We start from the raw sequence: 17,302 nt of genomic DNA on the forward strand, positions 1-17,302 counted from the left end.
TTAAAGGACTCTTTTCATGACCCAGCGCCTGCATCTTGTCTTTGGCGGCGAACTGATCGATCCGACCAAGAACGCGTTCAAGGATGTTGAAAACATCCACATCGTCGGCATGTTCCCGGATTATGCCACCGCCTATAACGCATGGAAGGCCAACGCACAGCGCACCGTTGACGACGCGCATACACGCTACTTCATCGCGCATATCCACCGTCTGCGGGACGAAGAGGTGGCGGCCTCTCCGACCGAAGAGCTCGGTCTGTAAGTCAGGGCTGCGGGGGTGGAGGCCGTCGTCTGGGCGCGTTGCGCCACCCCTGCGGATGCCGCCGTCATCGCGGCCCTTGATGCGCGTCTAAAAGCGACAGGCGAAGACGTCGGTTTTGCCATTACAACGCAGGACCACCCCGAAGGTCGCCGCGCTGTTCGGGCCCATTTGGCCAAGTTAAAGCCGATGCTGCTACTGTGGATCGGCGGTCCGCTCGATACCACTACCCTAAGCGAGGCCAAGGAGGCTGGCGTGCCAATCGTCGTCATCGATTTGGATGAAACGGCGCTGGATGGCATCGTCAGCCGTTGGTTTCCGTCTCGCAGCCGAGGGATATTGTCGCAGCTGCATACCGTCTATACCCGCGAGCAAGCCTGCGCAGATGCGTTCATAGCAGCGGGTGCCCCGGCCGACAGAACCTTTGCTGTGGGCCTGCTCGAAGATCCGCCTGCCGTTTTGCCTTATATAGAATCGGATCGCCGTGATCTGGCCGAATCCTTGCGCAACCGGCCAATCTGGTTAGCCACGCAGACTGAAGCTGCCGATGTTACTGCACTCGCAGCAGCCCAGCGCCTTGCAGCGCGGCGTTCTCACCGACTGATGCTTGTCGCTGTTGCTGCCCGTGCAGAAGATGGCCCAGCCTTAGCTAGCCAGTTCGAGGCGCAGGGCCTGCCCGCTAGCCTGCGGTCCCTGACCAGCGAGCCGGAAGAGGCGACGCAGGTCCACGTCGTTGATACCCCCGCCGAATTAGGTCTGTGGTTGCGCCTTGCAACCGTCGCCTTTGCAGGGGGCACCCTGACACAACGCGCAGCGCAAGACCCGTTCGAGGCCGCAGCGCTCGGTTCTGTTTTGATTCATGGACAACGCACAGCCCCTTATACGGCCCGGTACGATCGTCTGGCACGGGCGGGTGCCACGCTTCAGGTCGATGGCGAAGCAGGCTTGGGCCGGGCGGTAGAGGCATTGTTGTCGGCCGACCGCGTGGCGGCGATGGCCATGGCTGGCTGGGATGTCACGTCTCGCGGGGCAGAGGCGACGGACCGCATTGTCACATTGATCCGCAACCGTCTGGACGAGGCAGGTTTGTAAATGGGTGCTCCGAAGTTCTGGTTTACGTCGCCCGATGCACCTGATCTGCGTGCACGCCTTCTTGCACCGCTTGGCTGGATCTATGGCGCTGCTACAGCGCGCAGACTGCGCCAGTCCGGTTATAATGCAAAAGTCCCGGTCATCTGTATCGGCAACATCAATGTTGGCGGTACAGGTAAAACGCCGACGGCGATGGCGATGGCGCAGATCCTGACAGGTCGCGATCAGGCACCGCATATCGTCACCCGCGGCTTTGGCGGCACCCTCAAAGGCCCGACCCGCGTTGACGAGCGTGTACATACCGCCGCACAAACCGGCGACGAGCCATTGCTGCTGTCCTCTTTTGCCCCGACCTGGGTCGCGCGTGACCGGGCCGCCGGCGTTCAAGCAGCAGAAGCTGCGGGGGCCACGGTCATTCTGCTGGACGATGGTTTCCAAAACCCTTCCGTGGACAAAGATTTGTCGATCGTTGTCGTCGATGCCCTGCGCGGGTTTGGCAACGGCCGCGTCCTGCCCGCAGGGCCATTGCGGGAACCTGTTGCCGCCGGCCTTGCCCGCGCAGATATGTTGCTGTCAATCGGCACCCCCGCAGCCCAGGCGGCATTCGCCGCCGGCCCGCACAGCCCCAGCCTGACAGGAGAGCTGGTGCCACTGATTACAGGTATGCCTTGGCAAAGTCTGCGGTTGCTGGCCTTTGCCGGTATCGGCCATCCTGAAAAATTCTTTGCCACCCTGCGCGCCATGGGGGCAGATGTCATCCGGGCCGAGCCATTGGAAGATCATCAACCGCTGACAGAAGCCCTGATGACAAGGCTGGAATTGGAAGCGAAGGCGCGCAACGCCCAGTTGGTAACGACCGAAAAGGACGCCGTCCGCCTCCCGCATAGCTTCCGTGCCAAAGTGCTGACCCTGCCCGTGCGCTTGAAGCTTGACGATACAGGACCGCTTGATCACGCCCTAACCGCGCTGGGCCTTTGACCTTCTTCTGGTTCTAAATATCCCGGGGGAGTCCCGTAGGGACGGGGGCTGGCCCCCATCAACCTGTCGTTTCAGTCAGACGCCTTGTTTTGCATACGCGGTGCGGGGCCGCGCGGACTGGTATCGCCGTCAGACATCCGGATCGGCGTCCTCATCCCGGGAACTCCGTCCATATTGACCTGTATTGCGCGATGAACAATGTGCGGGTCTGCAAAAACCTCTGCCAGGTTCATGATCGGCCCCGCAGGCACACCCTGTGCTTCGCATTGTGTCAATAGCGTTTCGCAGCTGTGCTGTCGGGTTGCGTCGCCCAACAACAAAGCCAGCTCGACACTGTTTGCTAACCGGTCGGCGTTGGTCGCAAAGCGGGCATCCGAAGCTAATGCCTGCACATCCAATAGATCACACAGGCGCTGATACTGCGCATCATTGCCCGTTGCGATAATCACATGACCGTCCGCACAGTCGAAGACCTGATAGGGCATCAAATTCGGATGAGCGTTCCCAACGCGCGCAGGCGGGGTGCCGGTCGTAAGATAGTTCATCGCCTGATTGGCCATGATCGCCACAGCGACATCATACAACGCAAGGTCAATATGTTGGCCCTTGCCCGTCGTATGCCGCTGGTGGATTGCAGCTAGAATGGCGGTGCTGGCATACATGCCCGTAAACAGATCAACAACGGGTACTCCAACCCGCTGCGGCTGTCCGTCCGCCTGACCGGTGACGGACATCAGGCCGGACATGCCTTGAATGATGTAGTCATAGCCCGCCCTATGTGCATAGGGCCCAGTCTGGCCAAAACCTGTAATCGAACAGTAGATCAGGCGAGGATTGATTGCCGAAAGGCTGGTATAATCCAGGCCGTACTTCGCCAATCCGCCGACCTTGAAATTCTCGATGACGATATCAGCGTCGGCGATCAGGGCTTTGACGTGCTCCTGCCCTTCCACCGTACGGAAGTCGGCGGTTACTGACGATTTGCCCCGGTTGGTGCCGTGAAAATAGGCAGCGGCGCGTTCGCCGTCATGATCGACCCAAGGTGGCCCCCAACGGCGCGTATCGTCGCCGTCGGGGGATTCAACCTTGATCACATCAGCCCCCAGGTCGGCCAGTGTCTGGCCGGCCCAAGGGCCCGCCAGAATGCGTGCCAGTTCAATGACACGCAGGCCGTCCAGTGGCCGCATCAGCCGGCGATCGCGTCGTCGATGGTCTTGGCCATATCCTCAAAGGACATGTTGGAATACTTCTCACCGTCGATGATGAACGATGGGGTCGAAGTGACGTTGTCCTCATCGGCATTCGCTTCATACCACGCCACGAGGTTTTGCGCGTTTTCAGCGTCATTCATGCAGGCGTCCAGCATGTCATCCGTCAAGCCTGCTGTCTTGCCCAGGTTGCGAAGGTCTTGTGCAATCGTTGCCGGATCGCCGCTGGCCGTCCAGGCACGCTGCTTGTCGTAAAGCAGTTCGGTAATACCGAAAAAGCGCATTTCTCCACCGCAGCGGGCGATCATGGAGGCCCAAAGGCCGAAGCGATCGAAATACACCTCGCGGTAGGTGAACTGCACCTTTCCGGTATCGATGTATTCCGCCTTCAGTCGAGGCCAGACAGTTGCGTGGAAATTGGCGCAATGCGGACAGGTAAAGCTGGCGTATTCAGTCATTTTAACCGGAGCATCATCCGCACCGATGACCATATCCGCAATTGCAGTCGGATCGGGCGTTGCGCCTTCGGTCTGCGCGTTTGCCATGCCTACCAGCAGGCTGCTTTGCGGGCTGTTCAGGTTCAGGGCGAAAGCACCGCCCACAAGGACGGCGGCGCCGCCAGTGGTAAGCAAGGTTCTGCGTTTCATGGTCTACCTCAGGTTCTGTTTTTCGGTTTTGACAGGACGTTGGTGGCCAAAGCCTCCAATGCTGTTCTCAGGTCGTCATTTGTCACACCGTTTGCAACCGCGCGGGCGCGGTTCTGCACGGCGGGGTCTGGTGCGGCGGGTGCCTTGGGGGCAGGGGCAAAGGCCACGCGGCCTTCGGCAAAGCCAGTGGGTGCGGTTTGTGTAATACGCACCCGCGCGATGGCGCGGTAACCGTAGCAGGCGTTCACTGTTTCAAGGATCTGCACCTTTTGCATTTCCAGCATGGGCGCGTTGGCGCCTGTTGTCAGCACCGTTAGGGTCGCACCTAGCGCGCCGCGGCCATAGCTGACGCTCACAGGTGTTGCTACGCTGGCTACCTGTTCACCGACAAATTCAGCCCAATGTGTCAGCAGGCGCGTTTCCGCAAAGCCGCGGCCTTCACTGCCAGCGCGGATGCGCGATTGCATCAGTGTGACGGCCCGGGAAAAGCCATGCGTAGAAGACGTGCGGTAAGGTTGTTTCATCATCACGGTTTAGTCTATGTCACCCTGCACGCCAAGTCAGTGCAGGGGGCATGAACAATGCGTGAGCGATCTTTGCAACTACTCGACTGGTACGATGTGCACGCCCGGTCCATGCCGTGGCGTGTGCCCCCTGCGGACCGCAAGGCAGGCAAACTGCCGGACCCCTATGGCATCTGGTTGTCAGAAGTCATGCTCCAGCAGACCACTGTCGCGGCCGTGCGTGAATATTGGCGCAAGTTCATTGCGTTATGGCCCACTGTTGGTGATCTGGCTGCGGCAGACGATGCAGATGTCATGGCGGCCTGGGCGGGTTTGGGGTACTATGCCCGCGCCCGCAACTTGCTGAAATGTGCGCGGGCTGTCGTGGCCGATCATGGCGGCGTCTTTCCGCCCGATTATGACACGCTGCTGACCCTGCCGGGAATTGGCCCCTATACCGCTGCCGCCGTGGCCGCGATTGCCTTTGATCAAGCGGAAACGGTTCTTGATGGCAATGTCGAACGGGTCATGGCGCGGCTATACGACGTACACACGCCGCTGCCTGCTGCCAAGCCAGAGCTGATGGCGTTAGCAAAGGCGTTAACACCGCAGGAACGCCCCGGCGACTATGCGCAGGCGGTCATGGATTTGGGGGCCACAATCTGCACGCCGAAATCGCCAGCTTGCGGCATTTGTCCGCTGCGTGATGATTGCATGGCCCGCATTTCGGGGACGGCTGCGGAATTGCCTAAAAAGACCCTTAAAAAGCCTGTACCATTGCGGCGCGGCATTGCTTACGTTGTGCGCCGCGAGGACGGTGCCTGGTTGCTTGAAACGCGCGACCCAAAGGGGTTGCTGGGCGGGATGCTTGGCTTTGCAGGATCGGATTGGTCGGATGATCCGCAACCTGCGCCACCGGTTGACGCAGATTGGCAGCAGCTGGATGCGACGGCCCGGCATACTTTCACCCATTTTCATCTGGAATTGACGATCTTGTGGGCGCGCGTGCCAAATAACGCGCGGCCCTCACGGGGGCAATTTATGCCGCATGCTGACTTTTCCCCAACGGCACTTCCGACTGTGATGCGAAAGGTCTTTGATCTGGTCGCGGATTCTTTACCATCTGGCTGATAAATCGCCGCGATTATAGGGTAGAAGGACGCGAAAGAGGATTGAATGACCGCCACCGCATCACCCCCAATCGCCCGATTGTCTGCCGCGCTGCCGTTCTGGCTGTCGCTGCTGTTGATCCCCATTGCGTGGATTAGTGCCGTTTGGGGCGGCTGGGCCGTTTTTCTGTTGCCGCTGTGTACATGGTATCTGTTTGGCATCATCGATATTTTCGCGGGTCTGAACGAGGCGAATGCCGATACGTCTACCCCTGACGATCAGCTATGGTGGTATCGCCTGATTACGATCATCTGGGCTCCGCTGCAGGCTGCGACACTGTTTGGCGTCATGTATTATGCCACACGCGCTGATCATCTGGGCGGGTGGGAACTGGTCGGTCTGTTCTTTGGCATGGGGGTGATTACGGGCACCATCGGCATCAATTACAGTCATGAACTGATGCACCAAAAACCCCGCATCGAACGCAACATGGCCGATATACTGCTGGCGATGGCGCTGTATTCGCATTTCCGGTCAGAACATTTGCTGGTCCATCACCGCTACGTCGCCACCCCGCGCGATCCTGTGACCGCCCGCTATAACGAAGGGTTCCACCGCTTTTTCCCGCGCGTGCTGCGGCAGTGCTATGTTTCTGCCTTCAAGGCGGAACAGGCAATGCTGGCGCGCAAAGGTCTGCCTTGGTCGGACCGGCGCAATCCATTCTGGCGTTATTGGGCGCTGCAGGCCGGGTTTGTGGCGCTGTCACTGATTATCGGTGGCTGGCTTGGGCTTGCGCTGTTCTTGTGGCAGGCCTTTGTCGCGGCATGGCATTTGGAACTTGTGAATTACATTGAACACTACGGTCTGACGCGCGAACATTTGGGCGATGGCAAATACGAATATGTCAAACCGCACCATTCGTGGAATTCCGCACAAAAGGTGTCGAATTGGTTGCTGATCAACCTACAGCGCCATTCCGACCACCACTACAAGCCCGACCGCCGGTTTCCGCTGCTGCAAACATATGACGCCAGCGATGCGCCGCAGCTGCCCTATGGATATTCTGTCATGGGGTTTGTTGCGATGGTGCCGCCGCTGTGGCGACGCAGCATGAACCCGAGGGTGCGTGCCTGGCGCCGCCAGTACTATCCGCACATCACAGATTGGTCCGCCTATAAGGCCGCAACCAATCCGTGGCCGCGTTAGGGCCTAGGCCGGATCGTCACCGACGCGGACCATTTGTTTACCAAAGTTGCCGCCACCCAGCATGTCTAGGAACGCCTGCGGTGCGTTTTCAAGGCCTTCGGCGATGTCTTCTTTGAAGGTGATACGCCCGTCGCCCACCATCGGGCCGACTTGGGCCATAAAGTCCGGAAACTTATCGAAGTGATCAAAGATGATGAAGCCTTCGACCAGCAGGCGGCGTGTCAGGATGTTGCGCCAGACGGCGGGCAGGGGCTGCGCCTCTGCAATGCCTTGGCCCGAATACCAGGAAATCATGCCGCAGACTGCAATGCGGCCAAAAGTGTTCATGTTTGGCAGCACGGCCTCTAGCGTCTTGCCGCCAACGCTTTCAAAATAGACGTCGACGCCGTTCGGCGCGGCGTCCGCGATCGCTTGGGTCAATGCCTCGGCGTCCAATGCACGGTGGTCAAGACAGACGTCATAGCCAAGCTCTTTGACTGCGTAGTCACATTTGTCCGCGCCGCCTGCGACGCCGATAACGCGCATATTCTTGGTCTTTGCCAGCTGCCCCACCATACCGCCTACGGCGCCTGTTGCGGCAGAGACTACGATGGTTTCGCCGTCCTTAGCGCGGCCGATATCATTCAAGCCAACCCAGGCCGTGATTCCCGGCATGCCCAAAACGCCCTGAGCTGTGGAGATTGGCGCAATGTCCGGATCGACGATACGCACCCCTTCACCGTTGCTGATGGCGTGGCTGGTCCAGCCAAAGGCACCGGCGACAATCTTGCCAGCGGGAAAGCCTTTGTGTTTGCTTTCCATCACCTTGGCCACCGTTCCGCCTTCCATGACGCCGCCAATTTCGACTGCTTTGGCATAGGATTTGGCGTCGTCCATGCGGCCGCGCATATAGGGGTCCAGCGAAAGCCAGATGACGCGCACAAGAAACTCTCCGTCCTTGATGGCAGGCAGGGGCGTAGTTTCGGTGCGGAAGTTTTTCAGCGTCGGCGACCCATTGGGGCGACTGGCCAGAACGATTTGTGTGGCGGTGGTCATTGGGGAATTCCTTTCGTGTGCGTCACGCACAAACTAGCGTGCGCCGCAGGCCAGGAAAGGCCTTCGTCAGGAGGACAGGGCGCGGCGATACAGGTGCCAGCTGGCGTGCCCCAGCACAGGCAGCACGGCAAGTAGACCAAGTAGCCAAGGGGTGAGGGCCGCAAGTGTCAGGATTGCGATGATCGTGGCCCAGACCCACATGACAAAAAGGTTTTCGCGGGTGACCTTAAGGCTGATCAGCATGGCTGTGACGAAATCAAGCTCTCGGTCCAGCAAAAGGGGCAGGCTGATCGCGGTGAGGCTGAACAGTAAAAAGGCAGCTATGGCACCGACTGCCAGTTCGACCGCGATCATCGTCAGGCCAGTGGCATTAAGATAGCTTTGCAGATCGTCCGGCGGGCCCAGCAGCACGGATGGCCCCATGAACAGGGCGAAAAGCATGTGTGCCAGAAATGTCCAGAACAGAAAAAACGTCACAATGATGACGCCTGCCCATGGGACTTGGCGGGTGCGCTCTTGCCAGATGATTGGCAAAACTTGCGAAAAGCGGGGCACTTCACCGCGTTCCAACCGGCGGCTGACATCATAAAGGCCAACGGCAAGGATCGGTGCGATCAGCGGAAAGCCAAGCGACAGGATCAGCGTCCATGTGAAAAACCCTGCGCCCAGCTGAAATAAGGCGTTACCGATCACAACGTAAATCGCGCTGAAGAATAGCCCGAACAGCGGTGCGGCGCGGTAATCGGCCCAGCCTGCACGCAGGCAATCCATAACATCCGCCAGCTGCAGGCGCATTACCTTCGGCGTGGGGGCATGCTGCGGCGCTGGGGCGGTCATGGATAGGCTCCATTCGGTTGTGAATGCGCTAAGCGTAAGGGTGTGATCCGGCGCGGGCTTTGATCTGTATCATGCACGTCGCCCGGACCCAGAACAAAAAAACCCCGTCCTTCCAAAGAAGAGACGGGGCAAAGGTAGTGCCCGCGTGAAAGCCCATGTGGGGCTATCACGTCAAAGGCACCGGCGGTAACTGTTGAAATCTATGCGTGTTTTGCCATTTCGGCGCGGACCTGCTGGCGCAAAAGATCGATAGGCACACGTTGCCCTTCGCGCTTGAACTGCCAATATGTCCAGCCATTACAGCTTGGCGCGCCTTCAAGTTGCGCACCCACCTGGTGGATAGAGCCTTTGATGTCGTCGCTACTAAGCGTGCCATCGGCGCGCACTTTCACGGTGTGGCGGCCATTGAGCGAGTAAAGCTCTTCGCCGGGACGCAGCATGCCCCGTTCGACCAGCACGCCAAAGGCGACGCGCGGCTCTGCCCGCTTGGATGTGCTGACCTGCAGCGCTTCGTTGTCGAATTTGCGCACGTTGGCGATGCGCTTGGTTGCAACCTTGCGGTACGCCTCCTCACGCTCGATCCCGATGAAATCACGGCCCAACATTTTCGCTACGGCACCTGTGGTGCCTGTGCCAAAGAAGGGGTCCAGCACGACATCGCCGGGATTGGTGGTGCCCAGCAGGACGCGGTGCAACAGGCTTTCCGGCTTCTGCGTCGGATGTGCCTTGTCGCCGTTTTCATCCTTGATCCGCTCGTGACCTGTGCAGATCGGGAGCATCCAGTCACTGCGCATCTGGACGCCTTCGTTCAACGCTTTCAGCGCTTCGTAGTTAAAGGTGTACTTGCTGTGCTCGGACTTGCCGGCCCAGATCAATGTTTCATGGGCGTTGGTCAGTCGCTTGCCGCGAAAGTTCGGCATCGGGTTCGACTTACGCCAGACGACGTCATTCAGAATCCAGAAACCCTGGTTCTGCAGCTCTGCGCCCATACGGAACACGTTATGATAGCTGCCAATAACCCAGATCGCGCCATTGGGTTTCAGCAGACGGCGAGCCGCTTTCAGCCAATCGCGGGTAAACTTGTCATAAACCGCAAAGCTGTCGAACTGGTCCCAATGATCATCGACGGCGTCGACTTTGGAATTGTCCGGGCGATGAAGATCGCCGCGCAACTGCAGGTTATAGGGTGGGTCTGCAAAGATCAGATCAACTGACTCTTCTGGCAAACTGTTCATTAGCTCGATGCAATCGCCATCCAAAATTTGGTTAAGCGGTAGCGTTAGGCCCTTTTGGGCCTTTGTTTTTATTGTCATGCTCTGCCTCTATCCCGGTGGATTTTTCCACTCGTTGATTGAGGTTAAGATGACCTTTTGCGCCTTTCAGAGGCAATCGATAAATTACCTTAGTCGTCGCGAATTTTATCTTGCCACAACATCTTGTGCACCGGGCCGAAAGTGCGGCGATGATGTAGAGTGACACCGTGACATTTCAGTCCCTCTATGTGCTCGGCCGTTGGATATCCGGCATTTCTGTCCCATCCGTACCCGGGATGCTGTTGCGCCAATCCCACCATCACACGGTCGCGCCACACTTTGGCCATAATTGAGGCCGCAGCGATCGACAAAGATTTGGCATCGCCTTTGACGATGGTCTGGCCGGGGCAGGGCATGCCGGGGGGCATACGATTGCCATCTATCAGAGCAAAATCGGGGGGTTGCGCCAAATCGGCAAGGGCACGGGTCATGGCCAGCTGGCTGGCAGCCAGAATGTTCAGCTGCTCGATTTCCGCGACAGTGGCGCTTCCGAATCCCACAATTGCCATGTTTGGAATCAGATCAAACAAGACATCACGCCGCTTGGCGCTGATTGTTTTACTGTCGCCTAGGCCGGGGGGGATCCGTTTGGGGTCCAGAATCACGGCGCATGCCATAACAGGGCCAGCAAGGGGGCCGCGCCCCACTTCGTCCACGCCGGCAATATGAGTGTATCCGGCGGAACGGGCTGTGTTTTCAAACTGAAGGTCAGGGGAGATGCGTGTCATATCCCCTTAATGCCGCAGAGGCGGGGCTTGGAAAAGCCCCGCCTGATCCGCCGCGTATCAGCGGCGATGGTAGCCTGCATCTGCGAGGCATTGTGCATCATAGCCGTTGCGCACGCCGCCCCATGTCGCCAACTGCACATTGCAGACGCGCGGCAGGGTACGGGTGTCGGTGCCCCAGTCAGCAAGGCAACCCCGGTCATAAATGCGATGCCAGCCGTTTCGTGTTTCGATTCGGGTTAGGCAGGCGGCGGGCAAAGTCCGGTAAGTACGACTGTTGCCAAATGACGGGGCAATGATCACAGGCGGCGCGACCTGGGGTGGGCCAGCCCTGCCGTGATTGTTCCCTGGTAGATAGCCTTGCTCTGTCACCCGTTCCCGCCAGCTTTTGCCATTAGGGCGCTGGTCCGCGCCAACAGGCAGGGCCAGGCTGATTACCGCGAAAGCCACGATCAATGTCCTGAACATCATGTTCCCCTTTGCTAAAGCGCCGGTCGCGCCATTGGTCGAAAAAGGGTGGCCAAACTGACCTGTGACAAGCGATATCATCCACTGGCAATATCGCGCTGCCCGCGATAGCATCGCGCGATATTGCATAACACGACGGATCCACGTCAGATCGCATGATGATGAAAAAGCTCTTTCCCCTTATTCTGGCCTGTATGGTCGGCGCAACTGCCGCACAGGCTGATTGCTACGCTGACTACAAGGCCAAGCAAGACAATCCCCTGCGCCTTCACTACGGCGTTGCGCAGGTGTCCGGGGACTGCACAAAGCCTAACGCACAAGCGGCGATTGCGCCGCGGCTTGCGGCGGAAGGCTGGGCTCTGCTGACGATCGTGGGCGTGTTCGATGCAAACGGTTTAGATAGCAGAAAGGGTGCCGCTGGTGAGTACTTCCTCCGCTACTGAGGCGCGAGAGATCGGCAACCGGATTATCGTTGGCGGAATCGTCGGCATTTTTGTGATCCTTGCCGCAGCTGCCGTATTGTTGTTCGTCAACTTACCGGATGCGAATGCATTCAATGCCCGCGTTGAGCAACTGTTCATCGCAAACGATAACCTGACCACGAATGCAGAGATAAAGCTGCTGGAAATCCTTGCCGGTTCGGGTACCGCGTTTTCCGATACGCTGTCGTCCTACCGGTTCGTCATCTTTGTCTTGCTCGTTTTTTCGACAGCGCTGCTTGTGGCGGCGATTGCGTTTCTGGTCATGTTGATCGGATTGACACGTCGCATGGGGCATATTGAACGCAAAGGGATCGAAGTGAACTCGCTTTTGATCAGCCGAGATCAAGGGTCGGTTTACCTCAATAACTTCGAATTCAAGCTGACCGCCGCTGCAATCGAAACGCTATCGGTTTTGGCAGAGGCGCGTATGGACGATGAGGTGCTGTCCGGTGCGGAAATTGAAGGTGTCATTTCAGGCCGGGACGCATCGGAATGCGATGAAGCTGCAGGTGCTACCCGCATCAAACGTCTGCGTGATACCCTTGGTAACCAGATGGTCAGCGAACTGCTCGTGAAAAACATTGCACGCAAAGGCTATATGCTGGCCATTGATAAGGATGTGATCCGCATGGTTTGACGCCGGTCGGTATCAAATTGCGAAGCAAAGGCGCAGTGGTGATCCCGACTGGGTTCGAACCAGTAACCTGCCCCTTAGGAGGGGGCTGCTCTATCCAATTGAGCCACGGGACCACAGTGCCTCATTGCCTTGAAATACGCGATTGGTCAACGTGGGTGGCGGCAGGCTTGGACAAGCTGGTGGTGGCGGGATATTAGTTTGTTGAACGCAGTGACAGGATGAATCCCGTGAACAAGCCGCCTCGCCGACCTATGACACTTCGTGACGTATCAGAAGCATCTGGTGTCAGCGAAATGACGGTTAGCCGGGTGCTGCGCAACAAAGGCGACGTCAGCGCGGCGACGCGTATCAAGGTGCAGGATGCGGCAAAGCGCCTTGGTTATGTGCCGAACCGGATTGCCGGATCGCTTGCATCTAGTCACGTCAATCTGGTCGCAGTAATTATTCCGTCGTTAAAGAACATGGTATTTCCAGAGGTGTTATCTGGTATTTCTGAATCACTGGACGGAACAGCGCTACAGCCCGTGTTTGGTGTGACAGAGTACCGTCCCGAAAAGGAAGAAAAGGTGCTGTTCGAGATGCTGTCCTGGCGACCGGCGGGCATCATTATCGCCGGGCTGGAGCATTCGGATGCATCCCGCGCCATGTTGGCGCAAGCTGGTATTCCGGTTGTCGAAATCATGGATACTGACGGCGAAGCCATTGATGCCTGTGTTGGCATCTCTCATCGCCGGGCCGGGCGGGAAATGGCAGAGGCGATTCTTGCCGCCGGCTATCGCAAGATCGGCTTCATGGGGACCCAAATGCCATTGGATCACCGGGCGCGTAAGCGCTTTGAAGGGTTTACCCGCACTCTGGCAAAGTCGGGGGTCGAGATTACGGATCATGAGTTTTACGCCGGTGGATCCGCTTTGACAAAGGGACGAGAGATGACGCAGGCCATGCTGGCGCGACATCCGGATCTGGATTTCCTTTATTATTCCAATGACATGATCGGTGCGGGCGGTCTGATGTATCTTCTGGATCAAAAGATCGACGTTCCGGGACAGATTGGCCTTGCCGGTTTTAACGGTGTAGAGTTGCTTGCAGGATTGCCGCGAAGGCTGGCAACGATGGATGCCTGCCGTTTCGAAGTTGGCGCCTGTGCGGCAAATATTATCGCCAAACGCGTCGCAGGAGAGGATCCGGGTCCGGATATGGTTCAGCTGACACCGCGAATAGAGTTCGGGGACACGTTGTTGCGAAAGTAAGCTGGTACTGGATAACGGACCAAGAAGTCCTTTATTTGCGTCAGTGGCATGGCTTTTCCATAGTACCACCCCTGGGCCAGTCTGCACCCCATGTCGATAAGCCTTGTCTGTTCCTCTATCGTTTCGACACCTTCGGCCAGAACGCTGATGTCCAGGCTGTGCGCAAGGCCGATAATGGCGGCGGTCAGCTTCTGCAGGTCGACATCGGTGTCGATATTTCTAACAAAGCTGCGGTCGATCTTAATTTGCGATACGTGAAATTTTCGGAGCGCAGCAATTGCCGCGTGGCCTGTGCCGAAATCATCAAGCTCTACGACATATCCAGCTTTTACCAAAGCGTTCACATTCGTCAAAAAGTGCGTTGTCCTTTCATCGAGAAGTGTGGATTCGAGCAGTTCAATGCGCAGCAGATGTCGGGCAATATCAAACTTGACGACAGCAGACTCTAGTCGGGACAGCATGCGAGGGTCGGAAAGTTGGGCGGTCGACATATTGATGCTGACGCTTGTCTGCGGCATGCCCTGATCCGACAGCCATCTTAGTGCATGGCAGGCGGCTTCTGTCATTAAGGAATCAAGCGCGTCTGTCAGCCCTGCACGCTGGGCAACGTCAAGAAATTGGCCGGCATTCATCACACCGCGTCGCGGATGGCTCCAACGCAAAAGAGCTTCGAATCCGATACATTCGCCGGCAACAGCGTCAACCTGTGGCTGAAAGTAGGCTTCAAACTCGTTACGCTCCAAGCCGATCTGTAATTCCCGTGCCAAAGCATTGGCGGATAAAACTTGATCCCGCATCGAAGGTTCAAAGAACAGCGCGACACCGCCGATTTTCTTGGCCTCATAAAGGGCCAGATCTGCTGCTGTTAGAACCGTGCCGCGGGCCGCCATACCCGAACCAAGTTCCAGCAAGGCAATACCAATTGACACACCGATATGCATAAGCTGACCGGCATAGCCTAATGGTCGCATCATGCGGTCGATAATCTGGTCGGCAAATGCTGCGATTGCATCCCTATCATTGGGCATACGGCGCACGATGATAAATTCGTCACCGCCAACACGGGCGGCAAATTCACCGGGGGCGACAGCGCTTTCTAAGATTGCAGCACAATGCTTTAGGACGTGATCGCCGGCCTCGTGACCGTATACGTCGTTGATGGCTTTGAATTTATCCAGATCAAGGTGATAGACAACAACGGTTTCACGGGCACCAAGCTTGTCAGCCAACTGCGCGATATCTTCTAAAAGGTTGCGTCTGTTTCGCAGTCCGGTCAGTTCGTCCGTTATGGCAAGTCGCCGCAATGCATGCTGTTGTTCTTTCAATTGCGTGACATCGACACGCAGGCCAACCCGGCCACCGTCAGCCGTCACCCGTTCCATGATCCGCAGCCAGCGACCATTCGACAGCTTTTGCTCGATCACGCCATGAGGAGAGCGATGTTGCTTTAGCCTTGTCGCAAGCCATTCTTCCTCTCGACCGATGCCGTCTGCATACTGGCCGTTTTTCAATCCGACCCGCAGAATGTTTTCAAAGGTATTTCCCGGCTCCATCGCGGCAGCGCTTTCGAGATAGAACGTGCGATAGGTCTGATTGCAAATGACCAACCGATCGTCTGCATCGTACAATACGAATCCGTCAGAAAGTGCGTCGATGGCCGTCGCCATCTGGCTTTCGGCCTTGGCTGCTATGCGCAGCGCGCGCACAGTCAATGTCACATCCTGCGCAATGACGACGACTGATTTTAGCGGGCCGGGCACCCGGATGATATCAACGTCATAGATCGTTTCCTTATCCCCGTTTATGCACACGCGCGCGCGAACGCTCCGCCGCCTGACCCGGATAAACTGGCGAATAAACTGGGCGACCCTGTCTTCTGGCAGGTTCGGAAGTGTTTCCATCAGGGTCAGCCGCTGCAGTGTGCGCATGCCCTGGTTCAAAATTGTCCGGGCAAGCCTGTTCGCCGCAACGACAAGCAAGTCGTCGCTGTTCAGCACGACAATCGCCTGACCAGAATTTTCGAACAGAGGAAGCAGGATATTTCTGCTGATAACCTGCTGGATTGCCGAAATTTCTGCGTTTTGATCGATATCTACCTGCATCACACTCTCGCTGGGCGTCCCCTAGCCATAGGCGAGAGGCGTGAAGCAAGGTTTAATTATTCTGCAGTGATATGACTTTCCGCATTAAACAAACGAAAAAGCCGTTATTCGCGGGACCCAAGGTCCAAAATCCGCTTTGCTTGCAACAGGTGTGGCTGATCCAGCATCTGGCCATCCAGCGCGGCGACGCCGCTTTGCGCCATCGCATCAACAACACGCTTGGCATAATCAATCTGATCGAGACTCGGCATAAAGGCTGCGTTGATAATGGGAACCTGCGCCGGGTGAATGGCAAGCTTGCCGTCAAACCCTTCGGCAAAAGCGGCACGCGCTTCATGGTTCAGGCCCTGCGTGTCCTTCAGGGCGGTATATGGGCCATCTATCGCAGCAACTCCTGCATCTTTGGCCGCAAGAAATGCGCAAGCTCGGGCCATGGCAAAGGATGCCCGCCACGTCCCGTCGTCGCAGCGGTTGGACAAGGCGCCAAGGTCGGCAGCCAGATCCTCTGCCCCCCAGGCCATGCCGCCAAGGGCCGGATGGGACCAGTCGCTGCGCATCAGCTGGCGCACCGCACGCACGGTTTCTGTGGCAATGATCAGAATCGGGGCCTGTGATCCCGCTTTGGCAATCAAGGCTGCGGTTTCGGCGATATCGGCAAGGCTTTCACACTTTGGCAAAACATAGCCGTCAGGCTGGCCGGGGGCCGTGGCGGCAATATCCTCGGCCGTGCGGCCCGTGGATAACGCATTGACCCGCACGAAGCGTGCCATGACTGTAGGGGTTTGTAGCCAGTCCAAAGTCAGTTGCCGCGCCGCGTCCTTCGATGCGGCGGCAACGGAATCTTCCAGATCCAGAATAACTGCATCGGCACCGGTGCTATTGGCTTTTTCCTGCTTGCGCGCACTATCGCCGGGCACGAACAGATAGGACCTGTGTCTAAACTTCATGCCGGTCGGCCCTTCATAAGCGCGGCGCGGTCACATACCGCGCAAAGGGTGTTATCCTGATTGTAGCAGCGGTGGCGGAACGTGACGATGCCTTGCCCCGGCCGGGAAGCACTGGGGCGTAGGGCGATGACCTCTGTCGTGACATGGATTGTATCACCTTCGAACAAAGGCGCGGGAAAGCTGACGTCGGTCATGCCAAGATTCGCGACGGTCGTCCCAAGCGTCGTATCGTTCACCGTCATGCCCACAAGGCATCCTAGCGTGAACAGCGAATTGACGATGGGCCGCCCAAATTCGGTCTGGGCGGCGGCGTGGGCATCAATGTGCAGCGGCTGCGGGTTCATCGTCAAAAGCGAAAACCAGCGGTTGTCAGTTTCTGTGATTGTGCGGGTCCAGGGGTGGTCAAATGTCATGCCAACACTGAATTCGTCGAACCATAGACCTGCCATTGCCGTATCCTCCCCAAGATGTACCGACATACTGCCCTTATCCTAGCATGTGTG

At 57.6% G+C, this 17,302-nt stretch carries 19 protein-coding genes and 1 tRNA gene; 8 read left to right on the top strand and 12 right to left on the bottom strand.

Features of this window, described 5'->3' with window-relative positions:
- Positions 1-16: 16 nt before the first annotated feature.
- From SJY10_RS02710 to lpxK, 3 genes are read left to right on the top strand one after another with little or no spacing between them, the layout of a single operon-like run.
- Positions 17-262 carry a DUF4170 domain-containing protein gene (locus tag SJY10_RS02710; protein WP_386679508.1) on the top strand — a complete coding sequence of 82 codons (246 nt, stop codon included), beginning with the start codon at positions 17-19 and terminating at the stop codon, positions 260-262.
- Positions 263-277: 15 nt separating this feature from the next.
- The gene (locus tag SJY10_RS02715) at positions 278-1,351 is read left to right on the top strand and encodes a 3-deoxy-D-manno-octulosonic acid transferase (RefSeq protein ID WP_386679509.1); all 1,074 of its coding nucleotides are present in this window, start codon (positions 278-280) and stop codon (positions 1,349-1,351) included.
- Positions 1,352-2,329 carry a tetraacyldisaccharide 4'-kinase gene (lpxK, locus tag SJY10_RS02720; protein ID WP_386679510.1) on the top strand — a complete coding sequence of 326 codons (978 nt, stop codon included), beginning with the start codon at positions 1,352-1,354 and terminating at the stop codon, positions 2,327-2,329.
- 71 nt (positions 2,330-2,400) lie between these two features.
- Here lpxK and SJY10_RS02725 read toward each other — a convergent pair whose 3' ends face one another.
- Genes SJY10_RS02725 through SJY10_RS02735 form a run of 3 tightly spaced genes read right to left on the bottom strand, consistent with a single transcriptional unit; the run spans position 2,401 to position 4,708 of the window.
- Positions 2,401-3,519: a CaiB/BaiF CoA transferase family protein gene (locus tag SJY10_RS02725; protein ID WP_386684459.1), complete on the bottom strand. Its 1,119-nt coding sequence runs from the start codon at positions 3,517-3,519 to the stop codon at positions 2,401-2,403.
- Positions 3,516-4,184 carry a DsbA family protein gene (locus tag SJY10_RS02730; RefSeq protein ID WP_386679511.1) on the bottom strand — a complete coding sequence of 223 codons (669 nt, stop codon included), beginning with the start codon at positions 4,182-4,184 and terminating at the stop codon, positions 3,516-3,518. Before SJY10_RS02730 ends, SJY10_RS02725 begins: the two co-directional genes overlap by 4 nt.
- 8 nt (positions 4,185-4,192) lie before the next feature.
- Complete coding sequence (locus SJY10_RS02735; protein WP_386684462.1) at positions 4,193-4,708, bottom strand: DUF721 domain-containing protein; 516 nt, start codon at positions 4,706-4,708, stop codon at positions 4,193-4,195.
- Positions 4,709-4,765: 57 nt separating this feature from the next.
- Between SJY10_RS02735 and mutY the strand changes: the two genes are divergently transcribed.
- Positions 4,766-5,818 (top strand): A/G-specific adenine glycosylase, encoded by a 1,053-nt coding sequence (mutY, locus tag SJY10_RS02740; protein WP_386679512.1) that lies wholly within the window; start codon positions 4,766-4,768, stop codon positions 5,816-5,818.
- A 45-nt stretch (positions 5,819-5,863) separates the two neighbouring features.
- Complete coding sequence (locus SJY10_RS02745) at positions 5,864-7,003, top strand: alkane 1-monooxygenase (protein WP_386679513.1); 1,140 nt, start codon at positions 5,864-5,866, stop codon at positions 7,001-7,003.
- Between the two features lie 3 nt (positions 7,004-7,006).
- On the opposite strand, the gene SJY10_RS02750 is transcribed toward SJY10_RS02745, so the two are convergent.
- The 5 genes from SJY10_RS02750 to SJY10_RS02770 form a co-directional block, all read right to left on the bottom strand.
- Positions 7,007-8,038: an NADP-dependent oxidoreductase gene (locus tag SJY10_RS02750; protein ID WP_386679514.1), complete on the bottom strand. Its 1,032-nt coding sequence runs from the start codon at positions 8,036-8,038 to the stop codon at positions 7,007-7,009.
- Between the two features lie 66 nt (positions 8,039-8,104).
- The gene (locus tag SJY10_RS02755; protein ID WP_386679515.1) at positions 8,105-8,875 is read right to left on the bottom strand and encodes a DUF2189 domain-containing protein; all 771 of its coding nucleotides are present in this window, start codon (positions 8,873-8,875) and stop codon (positions 8,105-8,107) included.
- Between the two features lie 200 nt (positions 8,876-9,075).
- Positions 9,076-10,188, bottom strand: coding sequence for a site-specific DNA-methyltransferase (locus SJY10_RS02760; RefSeq protein ID WP_386679516.1), 1,113 nt, complete (start codon positions 10,186-10,188; stop codon positions 9,076-9,078).
- An 89-nt stretch (positions 10,189-10,277) separates the two neighbouring features.
- Positions 10,278-10,916, bottom strand: coding sequence for a ribonuclease HII (locus SJY10_RS02765; protein WP_386679517.1), 639 nt, complete (start codon positions 10,914-10,916; stop codon positions 10,278-10,280).
- 57 nt (positions 10,917-10,973) lie between these two features.
- Positions 10,974-11,384, bottom strand: a complete 411-nt coding sequence (locus SJY10_RS02770) for a hypothetical protein (RefSeq protein ID WP_386679518.1) — start codon at positions 11,382-11,384, stop codon at positions 10,974-10,976.
- Between the two features lie 158 nt (positions 11,385-11,542).
- Between SJY10_RS02770 and SJY10_RS02775 the strand changes: the two genes are divergently transcribed.
- The gene (locus SJY10_RS02775; RefSeq protein ID WP_386684465.1) at positions 11,543-11,824 is read left to right on the top strand and encodes a hypothetical protein; all 282 of its coding nucleotides are present in this window, start codon (positions 11,543-11,545) and stop codon (positions 11,822-11,824) included.
- Positions 11,802-12,500, top strand: a complete 699-nt coding sequence (locus SJY10_RS02780; protein ID WP_386679519.1) for a transcriptional regulator — start codon at positions 11,802-11,804, stop codon at positions 12,498-12,500. The genes SJY10_RS02775 and SJY10_RS02780 overlap by 23 nt, the downstream gene beginning before the upstream one ends.
- Positions 12,501-12,536: 36 nt before the next feature.
- Here the strand turns inward: SJY10_RS02780 and SJY10_RS02785 are convergent.
- Positions 12,537-12,613, bottom strand: a tRNA-Arg gene (locus SJY10_RS02785).
- 105 nt (positions 12,614-12,718) lie between these two features.
- Here SJY10_RS02785 and SJY10_RS02790 point away from each other — a divergent pair.
- A complete protein-coding gene (locus SJY10_RS02790; RefSeq protein ID WP_386679520.1) occupies positions 12,719-13,750 on the top strand; it encodes a LacI family DNA-binding transcriptional regulator in 1,032 nt (343 codons plus the stop codon).
- Here SJY10_RS02790 and SJY10_RS02795 read toward each other — a convergent pair.
- From SJY10_RS02795 to SJY10_RS02805, 3 genes are all read right to left on the bottom strand, one after another.
- Positions 13,702-15,852 carry a putative bifunctional diguanylate cyclase/phosphodiesterase gene (locus tag SJY10_RS02795; RefSeq protein ID WP_386679521.1) on the bottom strand — a complete coding sequence of 717 codons (2,151 nt, stop codon included), beginning with the start codon at positions 15,850-15,852 and terminating at the stop codon, positions 13,702-13,704. The two genes, SJY10_RS02790 and SJY10_RS02795, sit on opposite strands and share 49 nt — an antisense overlap.
- Positions 15,853-15,956: 104 nt before the next feature.
- Positions 15,957-16,799: an HpcH/HpaI aldolase/citrate lyase family protein gene (locus SJY10_RS02800; protein ID WP_386679522.1), complete on the bottom strand. Its 843-nt coding sequence runs from the start codon at positions 16,797-16,799 to the stop codon at positions 15,957-15,959.
- Positions 16,796-17,278, bottom strand: coding sequence for a MaoC family dehydratase (locus tag SJY10_RS02805; RefSeq protein ID WP_386679523.1), 483 nt, complete (start codon positions 17,276-17,278; stop codon positions 16,796-16,798). Before SJY10_RS02805 ends, SJY10_RS02800 begins: the two co-directional genes overlap by 4 nt.
- Positions 17,279-17,302 lie beyond the last annotated feature (24 nt).

Source organism: Loktanella sp. R86503 (assembly GCF_042466455.1).
Lineage (GTDB): Bacteria > Pseudomonadota > Alphaproteobacteria > Rhodobacterales > Rhodobacteraceae > Loktanella.

Bases quoted from the DNA above. Each gene is read 5' to 3' on its own strand.
- SJY10_RS02760 (WP_386679516.1), bottom strand. From the start codon at position 10,188: ATGACAATAAAAACAAAGGCCCAAAAGGGCCTAACGCTACCGCTTAAC.
- mutY (WP_386679512.1), top strand. From the start codon at position 4,766: ATGCGTGAGCGATCTTTGCAACTACTCGACTGGTACGATGTGCACGCC.
- SJY10_RS02775 (WP_386684465.1), top strand. From the start codon at position 11,543: ATGAAAAAGCTCTTTCCCCTTATTCTGGCCTGTATGGTCGGCGCAACT.
- SJY10_RS02805 (WP_386679523.1), bottom strand. From the start codon at position 17,278: ATGTCGGTACATCTTGGGGAGGATACGGCAATGGCAGGTCTATGGTTC.
- SJY10_RS02735 (WP_386684462.1), bottom strand. From the start codon at position 4,708: ATGAAACAACCTTACCGCACGTCTTCTACGCATGGCTTTTCCCGGGCC.
- SJY10_RS02770 (WP_386679518.1), bottom strand. From the start codon at position 11,384: ATGATGTTCAGGACATTGATCGTGGCTTTCGCGGTAATCAGCCTGGCC.
- SJY10_RS02745 (WP_386679513.1), top strand. From the start codon at position 5,864: ATGACCGCCACCGCATCACCCCCAATCGCCCGATTGTCTGCCGCGCTG.
- SJY10_RS02795 (WP_386679521.1), bottom strand. From the start codon at position 15,852: ATGCAGGTAGATATCGATCAAAACGCAGAAATTTCGGCAATCCAGCAG.
- SJY10_RS02730 (WP_386679511.1), bottom strand. From the start codon at position 4,184: ATGAAACGCAGAACCTTGCTTACCACTGGCGGCGCCGCCGTCCTTGTG.
- SJY10_RS02710 (WP_386679508.1), top strand. From the start codon at position 17: ATGACCCAGCGCCTGCATCTTGTCTTTGGCGGCGAACTGATCGATCCG.
- SJY10_RS02800 (WP_386679522.1), bottom strand. From the start codon at position 16,799: ATGAAGTTTAGACACAGGTCCTATCTGTTCGTGCCCGGCGATAGTGCG.
- SJY10_RS02755 (WP_386679515.1), bottom strand. From the start codon at position 8,875: ATGACCGCCCCAGCGCCGCAGCATGCCCCCACGCCGAAGGTAATGCGC.
- SJY10_RS02790 (WP_386679520.1), top strand. From the start codon at position 12,719: ATGAATCCCGTGAACAAGCCGCCTCGCCGACCTATGACACTTCGTGAC.
- lpxK (WP_386679510.1), top strand. From the start codon at position 1,352: ATGGGTGCTCCGAAGTTCTGGTTTACGTCGCCCGATGCACCTGATCTG.
- SJY10_RS02750 (WP_386679514.1), bottom strand. From the start codon at position 8,038: ATGACCACCGCCACACAAATCGTTCTGGCCAGTCGCCCCAATGGGTCG.
- SJY10_RS02765 (WP_386679517.1), bottom strand. From the start codon at position 10,916: ATGACACGCATCTCCCCTGACCTTCAGTTTGAAAACACAGCCCGTTCC.